The 16,306-nt window shown below is 61.5% G+C and carries 14 protein-coding genes and 1 pseudogene; 11 read left to right on the top strand and 4 right to left on the bottom strand.

Going from position 1 to position 16,306, the window contains the following annotated elements; translation table 11 throughout:
* From OHD58_RS27955 to OHD58_RS27905, 11 genes are all read left to right on the top strand, one after another.
* Window positions 1-159: formylglycine-generating enzyme family protein (locus OHD58_RS27955; RefSeq protein ID WP_263806890.1), on the top strand; the 159-nt coding region annotated here is incomplete at its 5' end.
* Entirely contained in the window at window positions 156-653 is a 498-nt protein-coding gene (locus OHD58_RS27950) for a hypothetical protein (RefSeq protein ID WP_263806885.1), read from the top strand. The genes OHD58_RS27955 and OHD58_RS27950, both read left to right, overlap by 4 nt.
* A gap of 12 nt (window positions 654-665) precedes the next feature.
* Window positions 666-1,322: a YidH family protein gene (locus tag OHD58_RS27945; RefSeq protein ID WP_263806884.1), complete on the top strand. Its 657-nt coding sequence runs from the start codon at window positions 666-668 to the stop codon at window positions 1,320-1,322.
* A gap of 115 nt (window positions 1,323-1,437) precedes the next feature.
* Window positions 1,438-2,631: a hypothetical protein gene (locus tag OHD58_RS27940; protein WP_263806883.1), complete on the top strand. Its 1,194-nt coding sequence runs from the start codon at window positions 1,438-1,440 to the stop codon at window positions 2,629-2,631.
* A gap of 118 nt (window positions 2,632-2,749) precedes the next feature.
* Window positions 2,750-4,027 carry a class I SAM-dependent methyltransferase gene (locus OHD58_RS27935; RefSeq protein ID WP_263806882.1) on the top strand — a complete coding sequence of 426 codons (1,278 nt, stop codon included), beginning with the start codon at window positions 2,750-2,752 and terminating at the stop codon, window positions 4,025-4,027.
* Window positions 4,028-4,107: 80 nt separating this feature from the next.
* The gene (locus tag OHD58_RS27930; protein WP_263806881.1) at window positions 4,108-5,661 is read left to right on the top strand and encodes an arylsulfatase; all 1,554 of its coding nucleotides are present in this window, start codon (window positions 4,108-4,110) and stop codon (window positions 5,659-5,661) included.
* Window positions 5,662-5,747: 86 nt separating this feature from the next.
* Entirely contained in the window at window positions 5,748-7,142 is a 1,395-nt protein-coding gene (locus OHD58_RS27925) for a DUF1254 domain-containing protein (RefSeq protein WP_263806889.1), read from the top strand.
* Window positions 7,143-7,191: 49 nt separating this feature from the next.
* The gene (locus OHD58_RS27920) at window positions 7,192-8,184 is read left to right on the top strand and encodes a DUF1254 domain-containing protein (protein WP_263806888.1); all 993 of its coding nucleotides are present in this window, start codon (window positions 7,192-7,194) and stop codon (window positions 8,182-8,184) included.
* Entirely contained in the window at window positions 8,184-9,116 is a 933-nt protein-coding gene (locus OHD58_RS27915) for an HAD family hydrolase (protein ID WP_263806880.1), read from the top strand. The genes OHD58_RS27920 and OHD58_RS27915 overlap by 1 nt, the downstream gene beginning before the upstream one ends.
* Complete coding sequence (locus OHD58_RS27910; protein ID WP_263806879.1) at window positions 9,113-9,475, top strand: DUF1622 domain-containing protein; 363 nt, start codon at window positions 9,113-9,115, stop codon at window positions 9,473-9,475. The genes OHD58_RS27915 and OHD58_RS27910 overlap by 4 nt, the downstream gene beginning before the upstream one ends.
* Window position 9,476: 1 nt before the next feature.
* The gene (locus tag OHD58_RS27905) at window positions 9,477-10,472 is read left to right on the top strand and encodes an HAD family hydrolase (RefSeq protein ID WP_263806878.1); all 996 of its coding nucleotides are present in this window, start codon (window positions 9,477-9,479) and stop codon (window positions 10,470-10,472) included.
* 145 nt (window positions 10,473-10,617) lie between these two features.
* Here OHD58_RS27905 and OHD58_RS27900 read toward each other — a convergent pair whose 3' ends face one another.
* The 4 genes and pseudogenes from OHD58_RS27900 to OHD58_RS30840 form a co-directional block, all read right to left on the bottom strand.
* Window positions 10,618-12,603 (bottom strand): adenylate/guanylate cyclase domain-containing protein, encoded by a 1,986-nt coding sequence (locus OHD58_RS27900; RefSeq protein WP_263806877.1) that lies wholly within the window; start codon window positions 12,601-12,603, stop codon window positions 10,618-10,620.
* A 687-nt stretch (window positions 12,604-13,290) separates the two neighbouring features.
* A pseudogene (tnpC, locus tag OHD58_RS27895) lies at window positions 13,291-14,839 on the bottom strand (IS66 family transposase); the annotation flags it as partial.
* Window positions 14,840-14,932: 93 nt separating this feature from the next.
* Window positions 14,933-15,280 (bottom strand): IS66 family insertion sequence element accessory protein TnpB, encoded by a 348-nt coding sequence (gene tnpB / locus OHD58_RS27890; protein WP_263806876.1) that lies wholly within the window; start codon window positions 15,278-15,280, stop codon window positions 14,933-14,935.
* Between the two features lie 143 nt (window positions 15,281-15,423).
* Window positions 15,424-15,600 carry a transposase gene (locus tag OHD58_RS30840; protein ID WP_412177305.1) on the bottom strand — a complete coding sequence of 59 codons (177 nt, stop codon included), beginning with the start codon at window positions 15,598-15,600 and terminating at the stop codon, window positions 15,424-15,426.
* Between the last annotated feature and the right edge of the window lie 706 nt (window positions 15,601-16,306).

Below are 16,306 nucleotides of genomic sequence, written 5' to 3'. Positions count from 1 at the left end.
CTCATCCCCAGGCGGGTGGTCAAGGGCGGCTCGCACCTATGCGCGCCCAACTACTGCCGCCGCTACCGCCCCGCCGCACGCCACGCGCAACCCGTCGACACCTCAATGAGCCATGTCGGCTTCCGATGCGTGGTCAGGGACAGGGGGGTGCACCGATGACCGAGGCCGCGCCCCGTTCGCAAGTTCTGACGGCGCGTGTCGCCATCGTAGCGGTCGCGATACTGCTCGCGCTGGCTTTGTTGATCTATGGGTTTTCGGCCGAGGTCCATCGGCGACTCTGGCACGACATCGTCGAGCGGCCCGGCGGACCCATGTCGTTCCGTTTCGTGCTGCAGCCGGTCATGGCCGCGATTGCCGCTTTCCACGACGGGGTCAAGGATGCCAGCCAGGGCCGTGCACCCTACCTGAAGCGCCTGCTGTCGGGAAGCGGCGACCGCTCCGACTTGCTCAACGAGGCGGTGCTGTCGACCGGCCGCATCATCCTGCTCGGCCTCGCGATGGACGGCATCTATCAGTACACGGTGCTGAAAACCTTCTACCCCGGCGAGATGGTGGTCATCACGCTCGCCCTCGCATTTGTCCCCTATCTGCTGCTGCGCGGCCCGTTTTCGCGCCTCGCGAGCTGGTGGCGGGGCCGCAAAGAGCATGGTTGAGGAGAAGGCTGCATGGCAACTGGACTAGCAAAGGAGCGGCCCGATCTGAAGCGGCCCGCGCACCTGCCGGAATCTCCGGTTCCACCGATTCCCAAGGTCGATGAATCGAAGTCGGACATCGCATCGGTTCAATATTCCGCCTACCGTACTGGCCTTTCCAATCACAGAACGGGTCTCTCCGAGCACCGGACGTCGCTTTCGGAGTTTCGTACCGACCTGTCGATGTTCCGCACCGATCTCTCGACCGAGCGGACGGAGATGTCGAAGCGGCGCACGGGAATGTCGTTCCAGCGCACGCGCATGAGCGCCGACCGCACGCTGATGTCGGTGATCCGCACCTCGCTGTCGCTGATCAGCTTCGGATTTACGATCTTTCAGTTCTTCGAGAAGATGCGTGATGCGGGCACGATCACGCATGCTGCCTCGCCGCGTAACTTCGGCATTACGTTGGTCCTGCTCGGCATCGTCATGCTGGTCGTCGGCATCGCCTATCACCTGCAATTTATGATCGGGCTGCGTCACGAGCGCGATGCGATGCGGGTTGAAGGGTTGATCCACGCGGAGAGCCGCTTCCCGCCCTCGATGACGCTGATCGCGGCCGTGCTGCTGCTGCTGCTCGGCATATTCGCGGTCATCAGCATGATGTTCCAGGTGGGACCCTTCGGATGAGCGGACTTTCCCGCCAACTCTGCAGCGGCATCGGTCCGCGCCGACACAAGGCGGAGCCAGGATGAGCCATGCGGCCGTCATCAGATCGCTGCCATCAGGGCCAAGCAGGCCGGCGATGACGCGGAATGTGTCACACCGCCCGGCGGATTACGTGGCGGTCGACGCCGCGGCCGAAGACCTCGCTCCTTTGTTCGAACGCGCGCCTCCCATCACAATGCAGGCAGGACTCGCGATCGACGTGTGGTGGCGGGCGATTGCGCTTGGAGTGCTCGCCTGGTTGCCGCTCGTCTTGCTGGCTGCATTGCAGGAACTCTGGAATCCCGCTGGCCGTCTGGGTTCCGTACTGGCGGAAGTTGGGCTGCATGCGCGCTACCTGGTCGCGGTGCCGCTGTTTGTGTTGGCCGAGAGGTTCTGTGCACCACAACTGGGCACCATCCTTGCGAACTTCGTCCACGGCGGCCTTGTCGCGGACGCGGATCGCGCTGCCTTCGACCAGGCGATAGCGTCGGCGCAGGCGCGCCTGCGGAGCACCGTCGCCGAGGTCGTCGTTGTCATCCTCGCCTATTGCGTCAGCATGGCGACAGTCCTCACGTACACCTACGAACAACTGCCGGCATGGGCTCTATCCGCCGATCGGACGATGCTGTCGCTGGCGGGCTGGTGGCATGCGTTGGTCAGCCTGCCGCTGCTTCTTGCGCTCTGTCTGGGCTGGCTGTGGCGGGTGGTGCTTTGGGCGCAACTGCTGCGATCGGTTGCCAGGCTGAAACTCCGGCTGATCGCGTCCCATCCCGACCGGTGCGCCGGTCTCGCCTTTCTCGGGCAATCGGTGCGCGCTTTTTCAATCGTGGGTATGGCCGTGATGATGGTGGCGGCGGGCCGTTCGGCGCAACTCGTTCTTGGCGGAGACGCGACCCCGACACAGAATTTCTACTTCAACATCGGACTGGCGGCGGTGCTGCTCGTCGTTTTCGTTGCGCCGCTGCTGGCCTTCACGTCCTCGCTGATGGGGGCCTGGCGTCACGGCATGCTCGAATACGGAGCACTCGCCGCCCGGGCCGGACATGCATTCGAGGCCAAATGGCTGAAGGCTGATCATGCCGACGGGGAAATACTGGAACAGCCGGACTCGTCCGCGCTGACCGATCTCTACCAGGTCGTAGCCAATGTCGGGTCGCTGCACTTCGTGCCGGTGAGCCTGAAGGACCTCGCGATGCTGGTGGTCGCGATGCTCATTCCATTCGTGCCGGTGGTGCTGCTCGCCATTCCCGTGAGCGTGATCATGGCCAACCTGCGGGGCCTTCTGTTCTGAACCAAGTGAAGGAAGGGAACGTAACATGGCGAAGTCATTCGCGGTTATCAGCATGATGCTCCCGGAGGGGGGCGGTTCCCACGGCACGATTTGAGGTCAGGGAGATGGGTGACCGATCATGAAACCCGAGGACGTCCAGTCTTTCTACGAACGAATGCCTTATCCAGCACCGCTCACCAGCCTGGATAAACATCGTGAGGTTTTAGGGAGCCCAGAAGGGCAGCGAGCACGCTCCCTGCTTATGTTTCCTGGCGGAAAGCTGGGTGGGCATCAGAGGATTCTTGTCGCGGGATGCGGAACATCCCAGGCGGCGAAGGTCGCCATGCGCGAGCCCAACGCAAGAGTGACCGCGATCGACATCAGCCGTACAAGTCTCGGGCACCTGCGTGGGCTTCAGCAGAAGTATGCACTGGAGAACCTCGAACTCAGGCAACTGTCGATTCTCGATGTCTCGTCGCTTGAGCAGACTTTCGATCAGATCATCTGCACTGGCGTGCTGCACCACCTTCCAGACCCTGACCAGGGGCTCCGATCGTTGCGCGACGTACTTAGCCCCGATGGCGCGATGCACATCATGGTTTATGCAAGCTATGGGCGCGCTGGCATCTACATGATGCAGGAGTATTGCCGTCTGCTCGAAATCAAGCCGACGGATCGGGAATTAAGCTCACTGAGCAGCGCGATAGAGTATCTGCCCGACGATCATCCGATGGCTCCGCTTCTGCACAGGGTCAAGGATTTCTCACAGCCCGACGCGCTAGCCGATGCGCTGCTCCATCCTCAGGATCGTGCCTATACGGTTGCGCAGATCCATGAGTGGCTTGACCGCTGCGGCATGTCATTCGGCCGGTGGTTCGAACAGGCCCCCTATCTTCCGCAATGTGGCGTCGTTGCCTGCACGCCGCATGCCACGCGGATCGCCGAGTTGCCTGAGCCCGAACAACATTCAGCCGTTGAGCTTTTCCGCGGCACCATCACACAACACAGCTTCGTCGCCTATCGCAACGATCGTGCAGAGGCGGCGCAACCTATTCGTTTCTCGGGCGAGCGGTGGCGGAACTATGTGCCGGTCCGCTTGCCGTGGACCAGGACCGTTCGGGAACGGTTACCCGCCGACGCCGCTGCCGTACTTTTGAATCCGGGTCACAAGCACTCCGACCTGTATCTACCCATCACTTCCAGCGAGGCGTTGCTGCTCGCTCAGATCGACGGAAAGCGGACGCTCGGTGAGATCGAACGGAATGCCTCCGAGGAAAACATCGCTGATCTGACGCCGGTGTTCTTCAGGAAGCTGTGGGAGCACGACCTTATTGTCATCGATGCGTCGATGGCCTCTCGCCTCGATTCGTCCGGAAACGAAAGCTCGACAATGCCCATCGAGGGAGAACTCGTATGAGCCTTCCGAATGGGCGGCAACAGTAGACCACGGAAAGCGGTCCGGACTGGATCGGTCCGCTACAACAAGGAGGCAGTGGAATGGCTAAATCACCGAAGACAAAGCAACCCAATATCCTCGTCATATGGGGCGACGATATCGGACAATCGAACCTGAGTTGCTACACCCACGGTTTGATGGGCTATCGCACGCCCAATATCGACCGACTTGCCAAGGAAGGCATGCTGTTCACCGACAGCTATGGCGAGCAGTCCTGCACCGCGGGCCGCTCGTCCTTCATCACCGGGCAGAGCGTTTTTCGGACCGGCCTGTCGAAGGTCGGCATTCCGGCCGCGCCCATCGGGATGACCGACAAGGCCATCACAATCGCTGCCGCGCTCAAGAATCAGGGCTATGCGACGGCACAGTTCGGCAAGAACCATCTCGGCGACCTGAACCACATGCTGCCGACCAATCACGGCTTCGATGAATTCTACGGCAACCTCTACCACCTGAACGCCGAGGAAGAGCCGGAGATGTATGACTACCCGCCGGAAAAGGACTTCCCGAACTTCAAGAAAAACTTCGGTCCGCGCGGCGTCATGAAGTCATGGGCGACCGACAAGGACGACCCGACGGTGGAGGAGCGCTGGGGCAAGGTCGGCAAGCAGAAGATCGAGGACACCGGTCCGCTGACCAAGAAGCGCATGGAAACCTGCGACGACGATTTCGCCGCGGCCGCCAAGGACTATATCAAGCGCCAGAATGATGCGGGCAAGCCGTTCTTCGTCTGGCTCAACTTCACCCACATGCACCTGTTCACGCATACCAAGCCCGGGAGCAAGGGGCAGGCCGGACGGTGGCAGTCGCAGTATCACGACACGATGATCGACCACGACAAGAACGTTGGCGATGTTCTCGATTATCTCGACAAGCTTGGGATCGCCGATGACACCTTCGTCATGTACTCGACCGACAACGGCCCGCATCGGAACACTTGGCCGGACGGCGGCATGACGCCGTTCCGCTCGGAAAAGAATACAAACTGGGAAGGCGCGTTCCGCATTCCGCTGCTGGTGCGCTGGCCGGGCCATATCAAGCCGGGTTCTGTCGCGAACGGCATCGTTCAGCACCACGATTGGTTCCCGACCTTCCTTGCGTTGGCCGGCGATCCGGACGTGTCGGACAAGCTGAAGAAGGGCTACAAGGCGATCGGCCGTACCTACAAGAACCACATCGACGGCTACAATCTCCTTCCCTACCTGACCGGCGAGGAAAAAGAGTGCCCGCGCCAGCTGTTCGTCTATGTCAGCGACGACGGTGATGTGCTGGCGATCCGGTATGACAACTGGAAGATCGTCTTTATGGAGCAGCGTTGTAAGGGCACGCTGCAAGTGTGGGCGGAGCCATTCACAAAGCTTCGCGTGCCAAAACTCTACAATCTGAGGACCGATCCTTACGAATTCGCGGATATTACCTCGAACTCGTATTACGACTGGTTCCTCTATCACGACTACCTCATCTTTGCCGCCCAGACGATCGCGGCGAGATGGGCGGACACGTTCAAAGAATTCCCGCCCATCCAGAAACCCAACACTTTCACGATCGACGACGCGCTGCAGACCATGCGCGATTCGGTTGGCAGCGGTCGTTGACAATTCGCGGGGCGGCGGGAGCGATCCCGCCGCCCAGCCAAGTGTCGTAACCGTGAGATCGGGAGCGTGCCGTGAACCGCAGAGAGATGATGCTGCTTCTGTCGTCGGCGCCGCTGGCGACGATGGCTCTTCAATCGACCGCGCGGGCGGCCGACATTACGCCGGATGAGGCGCGGGCCATCGCAAAAGAGGCCTACATCTACGGCTTCCCGATGGTGGACAGCTACCGCGTTCAGCACTCGTATTTCGTCGATAAGGGCAGCCCTGAATACAAGGCCCCCTGGAACGAGATTTTCAACAACGCCCGCGTCTACACACCCGACGACAAGGCGATCCAGACTCCCAATTCCGATACGCCCTATTCCTATGTGGGCGCCGACCTCAGGGCCGAGCCGCTCGTCTTCACGGTGCCGGAAGTCGACCAGGGAAGATATTACTCGCTGCAGTTCATCGACATGTACACCTTCAACTTCGCTTATGTCGGCAGCCGGGCGACCGGCAACGGCGCGGGCAGCTTCTTGCTCGCAGGGCCGAACTGGCAAGGGGAGAAGCCGGAGGGCATCAAGGACATCATTCGTTCGGAAACCGAGTTGGTTTTCGTGCTCTATCGCACGCAGCTCTTCGGTCCCGACGACATCGAGAATGTGAAGTCGATACAGGCCGGCTACAAGGTCGAGCCGCTTTCGGCATTTCTCGGAAAGCCCGCGCCCGCGGCCGCACCCGCCATCGACTTCAGGAAGCCGCTGACCCCCGACGAGCAGAAAACCTCGCCGGAATTTTTCAACGTCCTGAACTTCCTGCTGCAGTTCACCCCGGTCAATCCGGTCGAGACCGACATTAGGGCGCGCTTCGCCAAACTCGGCATCGAGGGCGGCAAGACATTCGACCCGAATGCGCTGTCGCCTGAGACACGCGCCGCGGTTGAAGGCGGCATGGCTGACGCCTGGGCGGCGTTCAAGACCTTCAAGGAAACCGAACTCGATACGGGCAAGAAGACAAGCGGCGACGGTTTTGGAACACGCGAACATCTGAACGGCGACTATCTCAGCCGCATGTCGAGCGCGGTGCTCGGTATCTATGGCAACTCCAAACAAGAGGCGATGTATCCCGCCTACTTCACCGACGCCGGGCACCAGCCGACGTCGGGCGCGAACCGCTACACCATGCGTTTCGCGCCGGACGGGCTGCCGCCGGTCAACGCTTTCTGGTCGCTGACGATGTACAAGATGCCGGAGAGCCTGCTGTCGGCCAACAAGCTGAACCGCTATCTCATCAATTCGGACATGCTGCCCGACCTAAAGAAGGACGCTGACGGCGGGCTGACGCTCTACATCCAAAATGAGAGCCCGGGAGCGGACAAGGAAGCCAACTGGCTACCGGCGCCGGAAGGCCCGTTCTTCATGGCTATGCGGCTCTACTGGCCGAAAGAGGAAGCGCTGGATGGCAAATGGAAAGCCCCGTCGCTTGAGCGTGTTAACTGAGCGGGAGGATATCGATATGCGAACGAGCTTTGCTGCGCTCTCCCTAGGAATGCTGGTCGCTGCGACCGGATGCCCTGCGATCTTGCTTGCTGCCGAACCGGTCACCGTCGACAACTTCCAGGTCGCGGAATCCGACCTCTATTTCGGCAACGCGATCAAGGACGCCGGCGGGCCGGGCAAATTCCATCACCGCCGCGAGCCGATGCAGATCGATCATCAGGCTGTAATCCGCGCAAATCGCGATACGCTTTATTCCGCCGCAGTTTTTGACCTCGATGCCGGTCCTGTGACGATCACGCTGCCCGACGCAGGCGACCGCTTCATGTCGATGCAGGTGATCAGCGAAAACCACTACGTGCCAGAGGTGGTTTACGGCGCCGGCAGCTACATGCTCGACAAGGACAAGGTTGGCACACGCTATGCGATGGCCGGAGTTCGCACATTGGTCGATCCGGCCGATCCCGAAGATGCAAAGAGGGTTCACGCATTGCAGGATGCGATAAAGGTTGAGCAGGCGAGTGCGGGCAGCTTCGATGTGCCCGACTGGGATCCGGCCAGCCAGAAGAAAGTGCGCGACGCGCTGCTGGTGCTCGGCTCGACAATGCCGGACTTCAAGAATGCGTTCGGCAAGAAGGACGAGGTCGATCCGATCCGCCATTTAATCGGGACAGCGCTTGGCTGGGGCGGCAATCCCGACAAGGATGCCTTCTATCTCAACATCACGCCACCCAACAATGACGGCACGACCGTCTATAAGCTCAATGTCAGGGACGTTCCCGTCGACGGCTTCTGGTCGGTCAGCCTCTACAATGCCGAGGGCTACTACGAGAAGAACGAGCACAACGCCTATTCGCTCAACGACATAACAGCCAAGAAGAACGAGGATGGCTCGATCGACATCCAGTTCGGCGGCTGCGACGGCAAGGTGGCGAACTGCCTGCCGATCATGCAGGGGTGGAACTATACCGTCAGGCTTTACCGGCCGCAGGCTGCGATCCTCGATGGCAGCTGGACGTTCCCGGAACCGAAAGCGGCCAATTGATGTCAAATCAGGCTCTCCCCTCATGGAACAACGGAGCGGCAAAGTCCGCAATCCTCGATTTCGTTGCGCGCGTCACGAAGGAGGGCGGGCCGGATTTCGTGCCGCCCGCCGAGCGCATAGCTACCTTCGACAATGACGGCACGCTGTGGTGCGAACAGCCGATGCAGCCGCAGGTCTTCTTCCTGATCGACAGGGTGAAGCAGCTTGCCGCGAAGGACCCGTCGCTGAAGGACCGCCAGCCTTACAAGGCGCTGCTCGAGCACAGCCTCAAGGCGCTGCATGAACAGGGCAAGCAGGGGCTGATGGAACTTGCCTTCGCCACCCATTCCGGCATGAGCGAGGAGGCGTTCGACGAGATCGCGAAAGCATGGTTCGCGTCGGCGAAGCATCCGAAATTCGGGCGGCCGTTCCAGAATCTCACCTACCGGCCGCAGGTCGAACTGCTCGAATATCTGCGCGCCAACGGCTTCAAGACCTATATCGTCTCGGGCGGCGGCATCGACCTTATCCGGGCTTTCGCGGAAGACGCCTACGGCATCCCACGCGAGCAGGTGATCGGTTCGTCCGCCAGGCTGCGCTACGAGCTTCAGGATGGTCGCGCCGTGGTGATGAAGGTTTCCGAACTCAACAGCTTCGACGACCGTGAAGTGAAGCCGGCCAATATCGGCTTGCATATCGGCCGGCGTCCCATTCTGGCCTTCGGCAATTCCGACGGCGATCTCGCCATGCTGCGCTATGTAAAAACCGGTGTCGGCGCGCGGCTTGCGCTGCTCATCCACCACGATGATGACGTGCGGGAGGTAGCCTACGACCGCGACTTCCGGCTGAGCCCCTTGGCCGAGGCGCTCGACAATGCCGGGGAGTACGGCATCACCGTCGTCAGCATGAAGAACGACTGGAAGACGGTGTTTGCGCCGGGGAGAGCACCGTGAAGGAATGGCTGGTCATCATCACCGAAAACGCGATCGTCCTGATCGATATACTGGCGCTGATCATAGTGCTTGTCGGCACGATCGAGGCCTTCTTCGGCGGAATGCGGGCAATGCTGTCATCGCCGACCGGTCACGAGCGGCGCGATATCTGGCTGCGCTATGCCCGCTGGCTGGTGGCGGGACTGACGTTCCAACTCGCCGCCGACATCATCGAGACCTCCATCACGACGGAATGGGAGGCGGTTGGCCGCATAGCTGTGATCGCGGTGATCCGCACCTTCCTCAATTACTTCCTCGACCGCGATCTGGAGGAGGTCCGCAAGCGCCAGCACGAGCCGGCGGAGCCCAAAGGAGCCTGACATGAGCCGCAAGTTCCTTCCACTCTTCCTGTTGCTGGCGCTGCTCGCCGCACCCGGCCTGGTGTTCGCGCAGGTCGATCCGTTGCCCTCCTGGAACGACGGCGCGGCGAAGGCCGCCATCACCGATTTCGTCAACCGCACCACCATGGAAGGTGGTGCCGACTATGTGGCGCCGGCCGAGCGCATCGCCGTCTTCGACAATGACGGCACGCTCTGGTCCGAGCAACCGATGTACTTCCAACTGGCTTTTGCCATCGACCGTGTAAAAGCCATGGCGCCCGGGCACCCCGAGTGGAAGGACACCGAACCGTTCAAGTCGCTCCTCGCTGGCGACATCAAAGGAGTCCTCACGTCTGGAGAAAAGGGCCTTGGCGAGATCATTGCGGTGACCCATGCCGGCATGACAACGCAGGAGTTCGCCGACACGGTCAGGGAATGGATGGCGACGGCACGTCATCCGAAGTTCGGGCGCCCCTACAACGAACTGATCTACCGGCCAATGGTGGAACTGCTCTCCTATATGCGCGCCAATGGCTTCAAGACCTTCATCGTCTCCGGCGGCGGCGTCGAGTTCATGCGGCCGTGGGTGGAGGCAGCCTACGGCATTCCGCCAGAACAGGTCGTCGGTTCGTCGGGTGTCGTCACCTACAAACTGGAAGGTGATAAGCCCTCGCTCACGAAGGAAGCGAAGATCGAGTTCGTCGACGACGGTCCGGGCAAGCCGGTCGGCATCAACCGCTTCATCGGCCGGCGCCCGCTGTTTGCCGCCGGGAATTCGGACGGTGATCTTCAGATGCTGCAGTGGACGACGCTGAATGAAGGCTTGCGTTTTGGACTGATCGTCCACCATACCGATGCCGAACGCGAATGGGCCTACGACCGCCAATCCCATGTCGGCAAGCTCGACAAGGCGCTGGACGAGGCCGGGAGCCGTGGCTGGATCGTGGTGGATATGAAATCGGACTGGAACACGATCTATCCGCCGGAGAAAAAATGAGATGGCGATCTCGTTACACCGGAACAGTGCGGGAGCAACGTTTACGGCCAGCGCCAGCGCAGCCGCGCTTTCCAGTTCCGATCTTCACCGTTCGATGTGAATCGGGTTGGTGAACGCAGGTGCCAGCCGTTTTGACGCAAGTTGGCTATGTCGGAACGGCCAGTTTTTCGTGGCTGGCCGTCCTTGCGTCAGAGCGGGCGCCCACGACCTCATAGACCTCCAGCGTTTCGGCACGGCCTTTCGCCTGAGCGACCCCCAGCGGCCTGAACTCGATAACATGCCGGCATGCCTGCTCCACGGCAGCGCTGGAGAGGATGGTCGTGCCATAGACCTTGTTGATGCCTTCCAGCCGTGACGCGACGTTGATGGTGTCGCCCATCGCCGTGTACTGCAGCCGTTCCTGCGCGCCGACGCTGCCGACGACCGCCTGACCCGTGTGGATGCCGAAACGGGTGCGAAATTCCGGCAGGCCTTTGGCTACCTGTGCATCGTTGAAAAGCCGGAGACTTTGCGCGGCGGCGAGCGCTGCCTTGCAGGCGTGTTTGGCGTGGTTCGAATCCGGGATCGGTGCGTTCCACATCGCGAAGATCGAATCGCCGAGAAATTGGATGATGGACCCTTCGTGCGTCTTCACGGCCTCGTCGAGGATGTCGAAATATTCCGACAGCATGGCGACCACCTCTTCCGGAGAATGGCCTTCGCTGATCGTGGTGAAGTCGTAGATATCCGTGAAAAGCGCCGTGACTTCCTGCCGTTTGGCCGACCTGCCGGTAAAATATCCGGCCTGCACGCTTTTGCGGACGAATTCCTTGGGGACATAGAGAGCGAAGGTGAAAATCGCGTCGCGCGCCCTGTTCATCGCTCCGCCGAGGGTCGATATCTCCTGTACATGCGAGGCGACTTCGATCGGCGTGGCAAAATCGAGGTTCTGCAGGCGGTTGGCGCTTTCGGTGAGGCGCTCGAGCGATTTTGTGATCACATGCGAAAGCAGCAGGGCAAGCGCGATTGCCGCCGCCACGACGCCGGCCGAGATGACCAGCCCCTGTAGAAGCGCGCGGTTGGCCGGGGCCGTCAACTCGTCGAGCGGCGCAGCCACCGCCATCCTATGCCGTTCCAGGAGCACTCCGGATTTTATCGGAGTAAGCAGGACCATGAAGGTTCGACCGTTCACATCGATGAAGCGGGGTTCGCTCGTCCAAGAATCGTCGGACCGGATGCTGTCGATCAGCGGATCCGGCTCGGCCGGAGGCAGGGATTTGGCTTCTCCGGGAGTGAGCATCAATCGGCTCATGACCTTCCGGTCGGAGTGAATGACCGGATTGCCCGATGTGTCGACGATGAAGGCGATCGTGTCGGCGGACATGCGTTCGGCCGCAAGAAAGTCCGTTATCGTGTCGAGGATGATATCGGCGCCGACTACGATCTGCCGGTTTCCCCGATGCGATTGGGCGAGCGTCATTCCGAGGTTGCCGGTGGTCGCCATCTGGTAAGGGCCGATGGAGACGGCGCTGTCGATGTTTGCGGCCGCCTTGTACCAGGGGCGCGTGCGGGGATCGAAGTCGGTAGGCGTCGCCGGGGATTCCCTGATCGTCGCTCCGGCGGCATTAAGAAAGAGCCAGCGCTGGGTTCTCTTATCGCCTTCCACCGCGACAACCCGGACAGCCAGCGCCGCATCGTCGGGCGCGCGGAGTGCCTTGCGCCAGCCTTCTTCCTTCAGGTTCACGACCTGGAAAAAGGAACCGTCGGGATAGCCGGCATACGCTCCGTCGACCTGTGCGGACCGGCCGATGAATTCCCGTAGCAATGCGATCTTGTCGTCGAGGCGCTCCGGCGGCGGCACGAGGAACGCGTTGGCGATGGAGGAGATCACGCCGACGAACGTGACGGTCTGGCCTGAAAGAACGCCGAAACGGTCAGCAAGCCGATCGGAGAAGATCCGCATTTCGGCCTTGGCATCCTCGATGGCCGAATTCCGCGCTCGGTAGTAGTCGAAGCCGACCAGGGCCGCCGAAACCAGGACGATCAGCGAGACCATCGTCGCGCCGAGCAGGAACTGCAGCGAGCGGCTCCAGGTGGAGCCATCCCCCTTTATCGGGATTTCTTTCTTTCCAGCACGGCCCGGCAACTTCAACGTACGGTCTCGGCTCCCCCAGATCCTTTCTCTACATTACACGCGCAGGCGTTGGCTGGCGATCATGTGAACCCGCATATCCACGCTGGAAAGGCCGGATACGCAGCGTTTCAAAATCTTTCTTAATGTGATGGACTGGTTCGCCGTCCCCCCTGCGCGAGGATCGCTTCTGCGCTCAAAGATAGGCGATGGACAGCGCGGGAACGAAACCGATGGCACAAAATGGCATGCTCGCGCAGGGGTCTATTTCGATGCTGCCGTCGTTGGGGAACAAGCTAAACTCAAAAGCCAGGACAATTCAGGGAGCATGTCAATTGCAACACGTTGCAATTTCCCTAGGTACGCCGTCCCCCTGCGGGAGGATCGCTTCTGCGCTCAAAGAATGGCATGCTCGCGCAGGGGTCTATTTCGATGCTGCCGTCGGTGGGGAACAAGCTAAACTCAAAAGCCAGAACAATTCAGGGAGCATGTCAGTTGCAACGCGTTGCAATTTCCCTAGGTACGCCGTCCGTGAATTCGCCCGTTGCAACCCGTTGCAATTTTGGTCACCCGCTCGCCGCATGGCGGGTCGGGCTATGCAAACCACAAGCCACTCACGCCGCTCCTGGGCGCTAGATCCACGTGCGCCACGTCAGGTGCAACGTAGGCGTCCGGTGAGGGCCGCGGCCAGGCTGCTCTCGCCGTGACGGTGGATCGGCGCCCGTTCCACGGCAGGAGATCGCTCAGCCGGCTTTGCGGCGTATCGGCGATGTGGGCGAGCACGTCGGCGAGCCAGGCCTGCGGGTCGACGTCGTTGAGGCGGGCGGTTGCGATCAGCGTATACATGACGGCGGCGCGATTGGCGCCGCGCTGGGAGCCGGCAAAGAGCCAGGACTTCTGCCGAAAGCCAGGCCACGCAGCGCCCGTTCGGCCGCGTTGTTCGTGATGCAGACGCGCCCTCTGCGAGGAAGCGTGTGAAGCCATTCCAGCGCTTGAGCATGTAGTCGATCGCCTGTGCGGCGGGCGCATGGCGCGAGAGTTGGGCCCCTTCGCCGCCAGTTCGGCGACGAGCGACGCGCTCCGCTCCTGACGCACGGCAAGGCGTTCGGCTGCGCCAATACCATTGATGTCGCGCTCCATGTCGAACAGGAGATCAATGCGTTTGACGGCTTCGAAGGCGATTGGCGAGATCGCCGGCGCGGTCTTTCCCCGGCGGGTATTGGCGGCGATGTCGGCCAGCACGAAGAACTTGCGCCTGGCATGACTCCAGCAGAGCGCTTCCGTCACTGGTGCGGGCTTCCGGGCGGAGAGGTAGAGCCGGTTGTAACCGGCATAGGCATCGGCCTGCAGAATGCCGATGAACTGCTTCAGGTGCCGCTCGGGATGCTCGCCCGACCGGTCGCGTGAGGCGTAGAACAGAGCTGCCGGTGGTGATGCCCCACCGAAAGGGCGATCATCGCGGACATAAACTCAGGCTCGGCCGGTATCGGTCTTGCCCTTCGCCAGGATCGGCACCGTGGTGTCGTCGCCGTGAAGGCGCTCTGCCTTCAGCACATGCTCCTCGATCAGAGAATGCAGCGGACGCAGCGCCGCCGCGCAGTCGCCGACCTTATCGGCTAGCGTCGACAGGCTGAGATCGACGCCCTCCCGGGCATAACGTTCGCTCTGCCGGTTCAGCGGCTGATGCTGGCCGAACTTCTCGAACAGCATCATGGTAAGCAGGTTCGTCCCGGCAAAGCCGCGCGGCGTGACGTGGAACGGCGCCGGTGGCTGGCTGATCGCCTCGCACTGCCGGCACGAACTTCTCGCGCACCGTCTGGATCACCTTCCATTGGCGCGGGATCACCTCCAGCGTCTCGGTAACGTCCTCGCCTAGCTTCGACAGCTTGGTCGACCCGCAGCAGGGGCAGCTCTCGGGCGCGGCGATGATGACGCGTTCACGCGGCAGATGCTCCGGGAACGGTTTGCGCGAGGGGCGCCGGCGCTCAAACGTGCGAACAGTCTGTGACTGGAGGGCTGCCTGCTCCGCCGCCAACTCGTCCTCGGTTGCATCCGCCTCCAGAACTTCGAGCTGTAGTTCCATCTGCTCGAGCAGCCTGGCCTTGCGTTCCGAGCAGCTGCCGTAGAGCTCGCGCCTGAGCTTCTCGATCTCCAGCTTCAGTTGTGCAATCAGCGCCTCCGTCCCGGAACTGACCGCCGCCGCGCGGGCGGCAAGCGCTTCGGCCTCGACGCGTGCGGCGCGCTCCGCGAGGATCATCGCGTGCGCGGCGGCGAGGTCGGAAGGGAGCGATTCAGCAGCGGACACAGGGCGATAGATTCACCTCCACCACCATGTGCAAGGCCAAAATCGTCAGCCGGTCGCCGTCGGCCGCCAGGTCTTCTGCGGCATGCGCCAGTCGATGCCTTCGAGCTGATAGCTGAGCTGCGCCGGCGTGATCGTGACCCCGCCGTCGGCCGGCGACGGCCAGATGAAGCGGCCGCGCTCAAGCTTCTTCGAGAACAGGCAGGCGCCCTGGCCGTCGTGCCACAGAACCTTGATCAGATCACCGCGGCAACCGCGGAAGACAAACAGGTGACCATTGTGCGGATCATGCTTCAGCGTCTCCTGCACCACCAGCGCCAAGCCCGGAAAGCCCTTCCTCATGTCGGTGTGGCCTGTCGCAAGCCACACCCGCACACCGCTCGGAACCTGGATCATCGCGAGCCGATTGCGTCCAGAACGCGCCGCAGCGCCTCGGCATCCACGTCTCGATCGACGCGGACGCAGCGCCCGCCGCCAAGTTCGATCTGATGCCGCTCTTGCGGCGACGTCGGCCGGGAGAGGCCGATGGCACCGGCGCATCAACGCGGGTGACACGGTAGCAGCCGGAACGATCTCCACGGCACCAATTGCGATGAACTGGCATCGACCCGATCGCACAGGTCCTTACGCCATCGAAAGAGCTGGCTGACGTGAATGCCCGCTGATCGCGCAACTTCCGACACCGACACGCCGGGCTCGAACGACAACGCTACCAAGCCTTCCTTCTCTCAACCGACGTGATCACCTCCACTCGCGGTATCGTCATAGGGCTACTCCTAGGATTACCTCTGGGACTTCCAACGTTCGCCCTCAGCTACAGGGCGGCTCTCACCGGAGGCATACGTTGCAAAGCGTTGCAGTTTCCCTAGGTAGGCGTCCGTGAATTCGCCCGTTGCAACCCGTTGCATTTTTGGGTCACCGGCTTCTCCGCCATGCGGGCAGGAGCTATGCAAACCACAGGTCATTCAGGCCGCATTGGGGGATAAGCCAGTACATCACGTCAATTGCAATGCGTTGCAATTTTCCCAGGTACGCTGTCCGCGAATTCGCCCGTTGCAACGCGTTGCAATTTTTGGTCGCCGGCTCTCCGCCTGGCGGGCAGCCACAAGCCGCTCACGCAGCACCTGGGGAATGATCCAGTGCGTCGCGTCAGCTGTAACGCGTTACAAATTCCCCCAGGAAGTTGTCCGCGAATTCGTTGCAACGCGTTGCAATTTTTGGTCGCCGGCTCTCCGCCTGGCGGGCAGCCACAAGTCGCTCACGCAGCACCTGGGGAATGATCCAGTGCGTCGCGTCAGCTGTAACGCGTTACAAATTCCCCCAGGAAGTTGTCCGCGAATTCGTTGCAACCCGTTGCAATTTTTGGTCACCGCTCTCCGCCTGGCAGGCCGGAATTATGCAAACCACAAGCCACTCACGTCG

The organism is Mesorhizobium sp. ZC-5 (genome assembly GCF_025753855.1).
Taxonomy (GTDB): Bacteria; Pseudomonadota; Alphaproteobacteria; order Rhizobiales; family Rhizobiaceae; genus Neomesorhizobium.
The sequence above is the reverse complement of the archived record's forward strand: the minus strand, read 5'-3'. Positions and strand labels throughout refer to the sequence as shown.

Coding starts and splice junctions, on each gene's coding strand:
- OHD58_RS27950 (WP_263806885.1), top strand. CDS start 156: ATGACCGAGGCCGCGCCCCGTTCGCAAGTTCTGACGGCGCGTGTCGCC.
- OHD58_RS27945 (WP_263806884.1), top strand. CDS start 666: ATGGCAACTGGACTAGCAAAGGAGCGGCCCGATCTGAAGCGGCCCGCG.
- OHD58_RS27940 (WP_263806883.1), top strand. CDS start 1,438: ATGACGCGGAATGTGTCACACCGCCCGGCGGATTACGTGGCGGTCGAC.
- OHD58_RS27935 (WP_263806882.1), top strand. CDS start 2,750: ATGAAACCCGAGGACGTCCAGTCTTTCTACGAACGAATGCCTTATCCA.
- OHD58_RS27930 (WP_263806881.1), top strand. CDS start 4,108: ATGGCTAAATCACCGAAGACAAAGCAACCCAATATCCTCGTCATATGG.
- OHD58_RS27925 (WP_263806889.1), top strand. CDS start 5,748: ATGATGCTGCTTCTGTCGTCGGCGCCGCTGGCGACGATGGCTCTTCAA.
- OHD58_RS27920 (WP_263806888.1), top strand. CDS start 7,192: ATGCTGGTCGCTGCGACCGGATGCCCTGCGATCTTGCTTGCTGCCGAA.
- OHD58_RS27915 (WP_263806880.1), top strand. CDS start 8,184: ATGTCAAATCAGGCTCTCCCCTCATGGAACAACGGAGCGGCAAAGTCC.
- OHD58_RS27905 (WP_263806878.1), top strand. CDS start 9,477: ATGAGCCGCAAGTTCCTTCCACTCTTCCTGTTGCTGGCGCTGCTCGCC.
- tnpB (WP_263806876.1), bottom strand. CDS start 15,280: ATGATCCAGGTTCCGAGCGGTGTGCGGGTGTGGCTTGCGACAGGCCAC.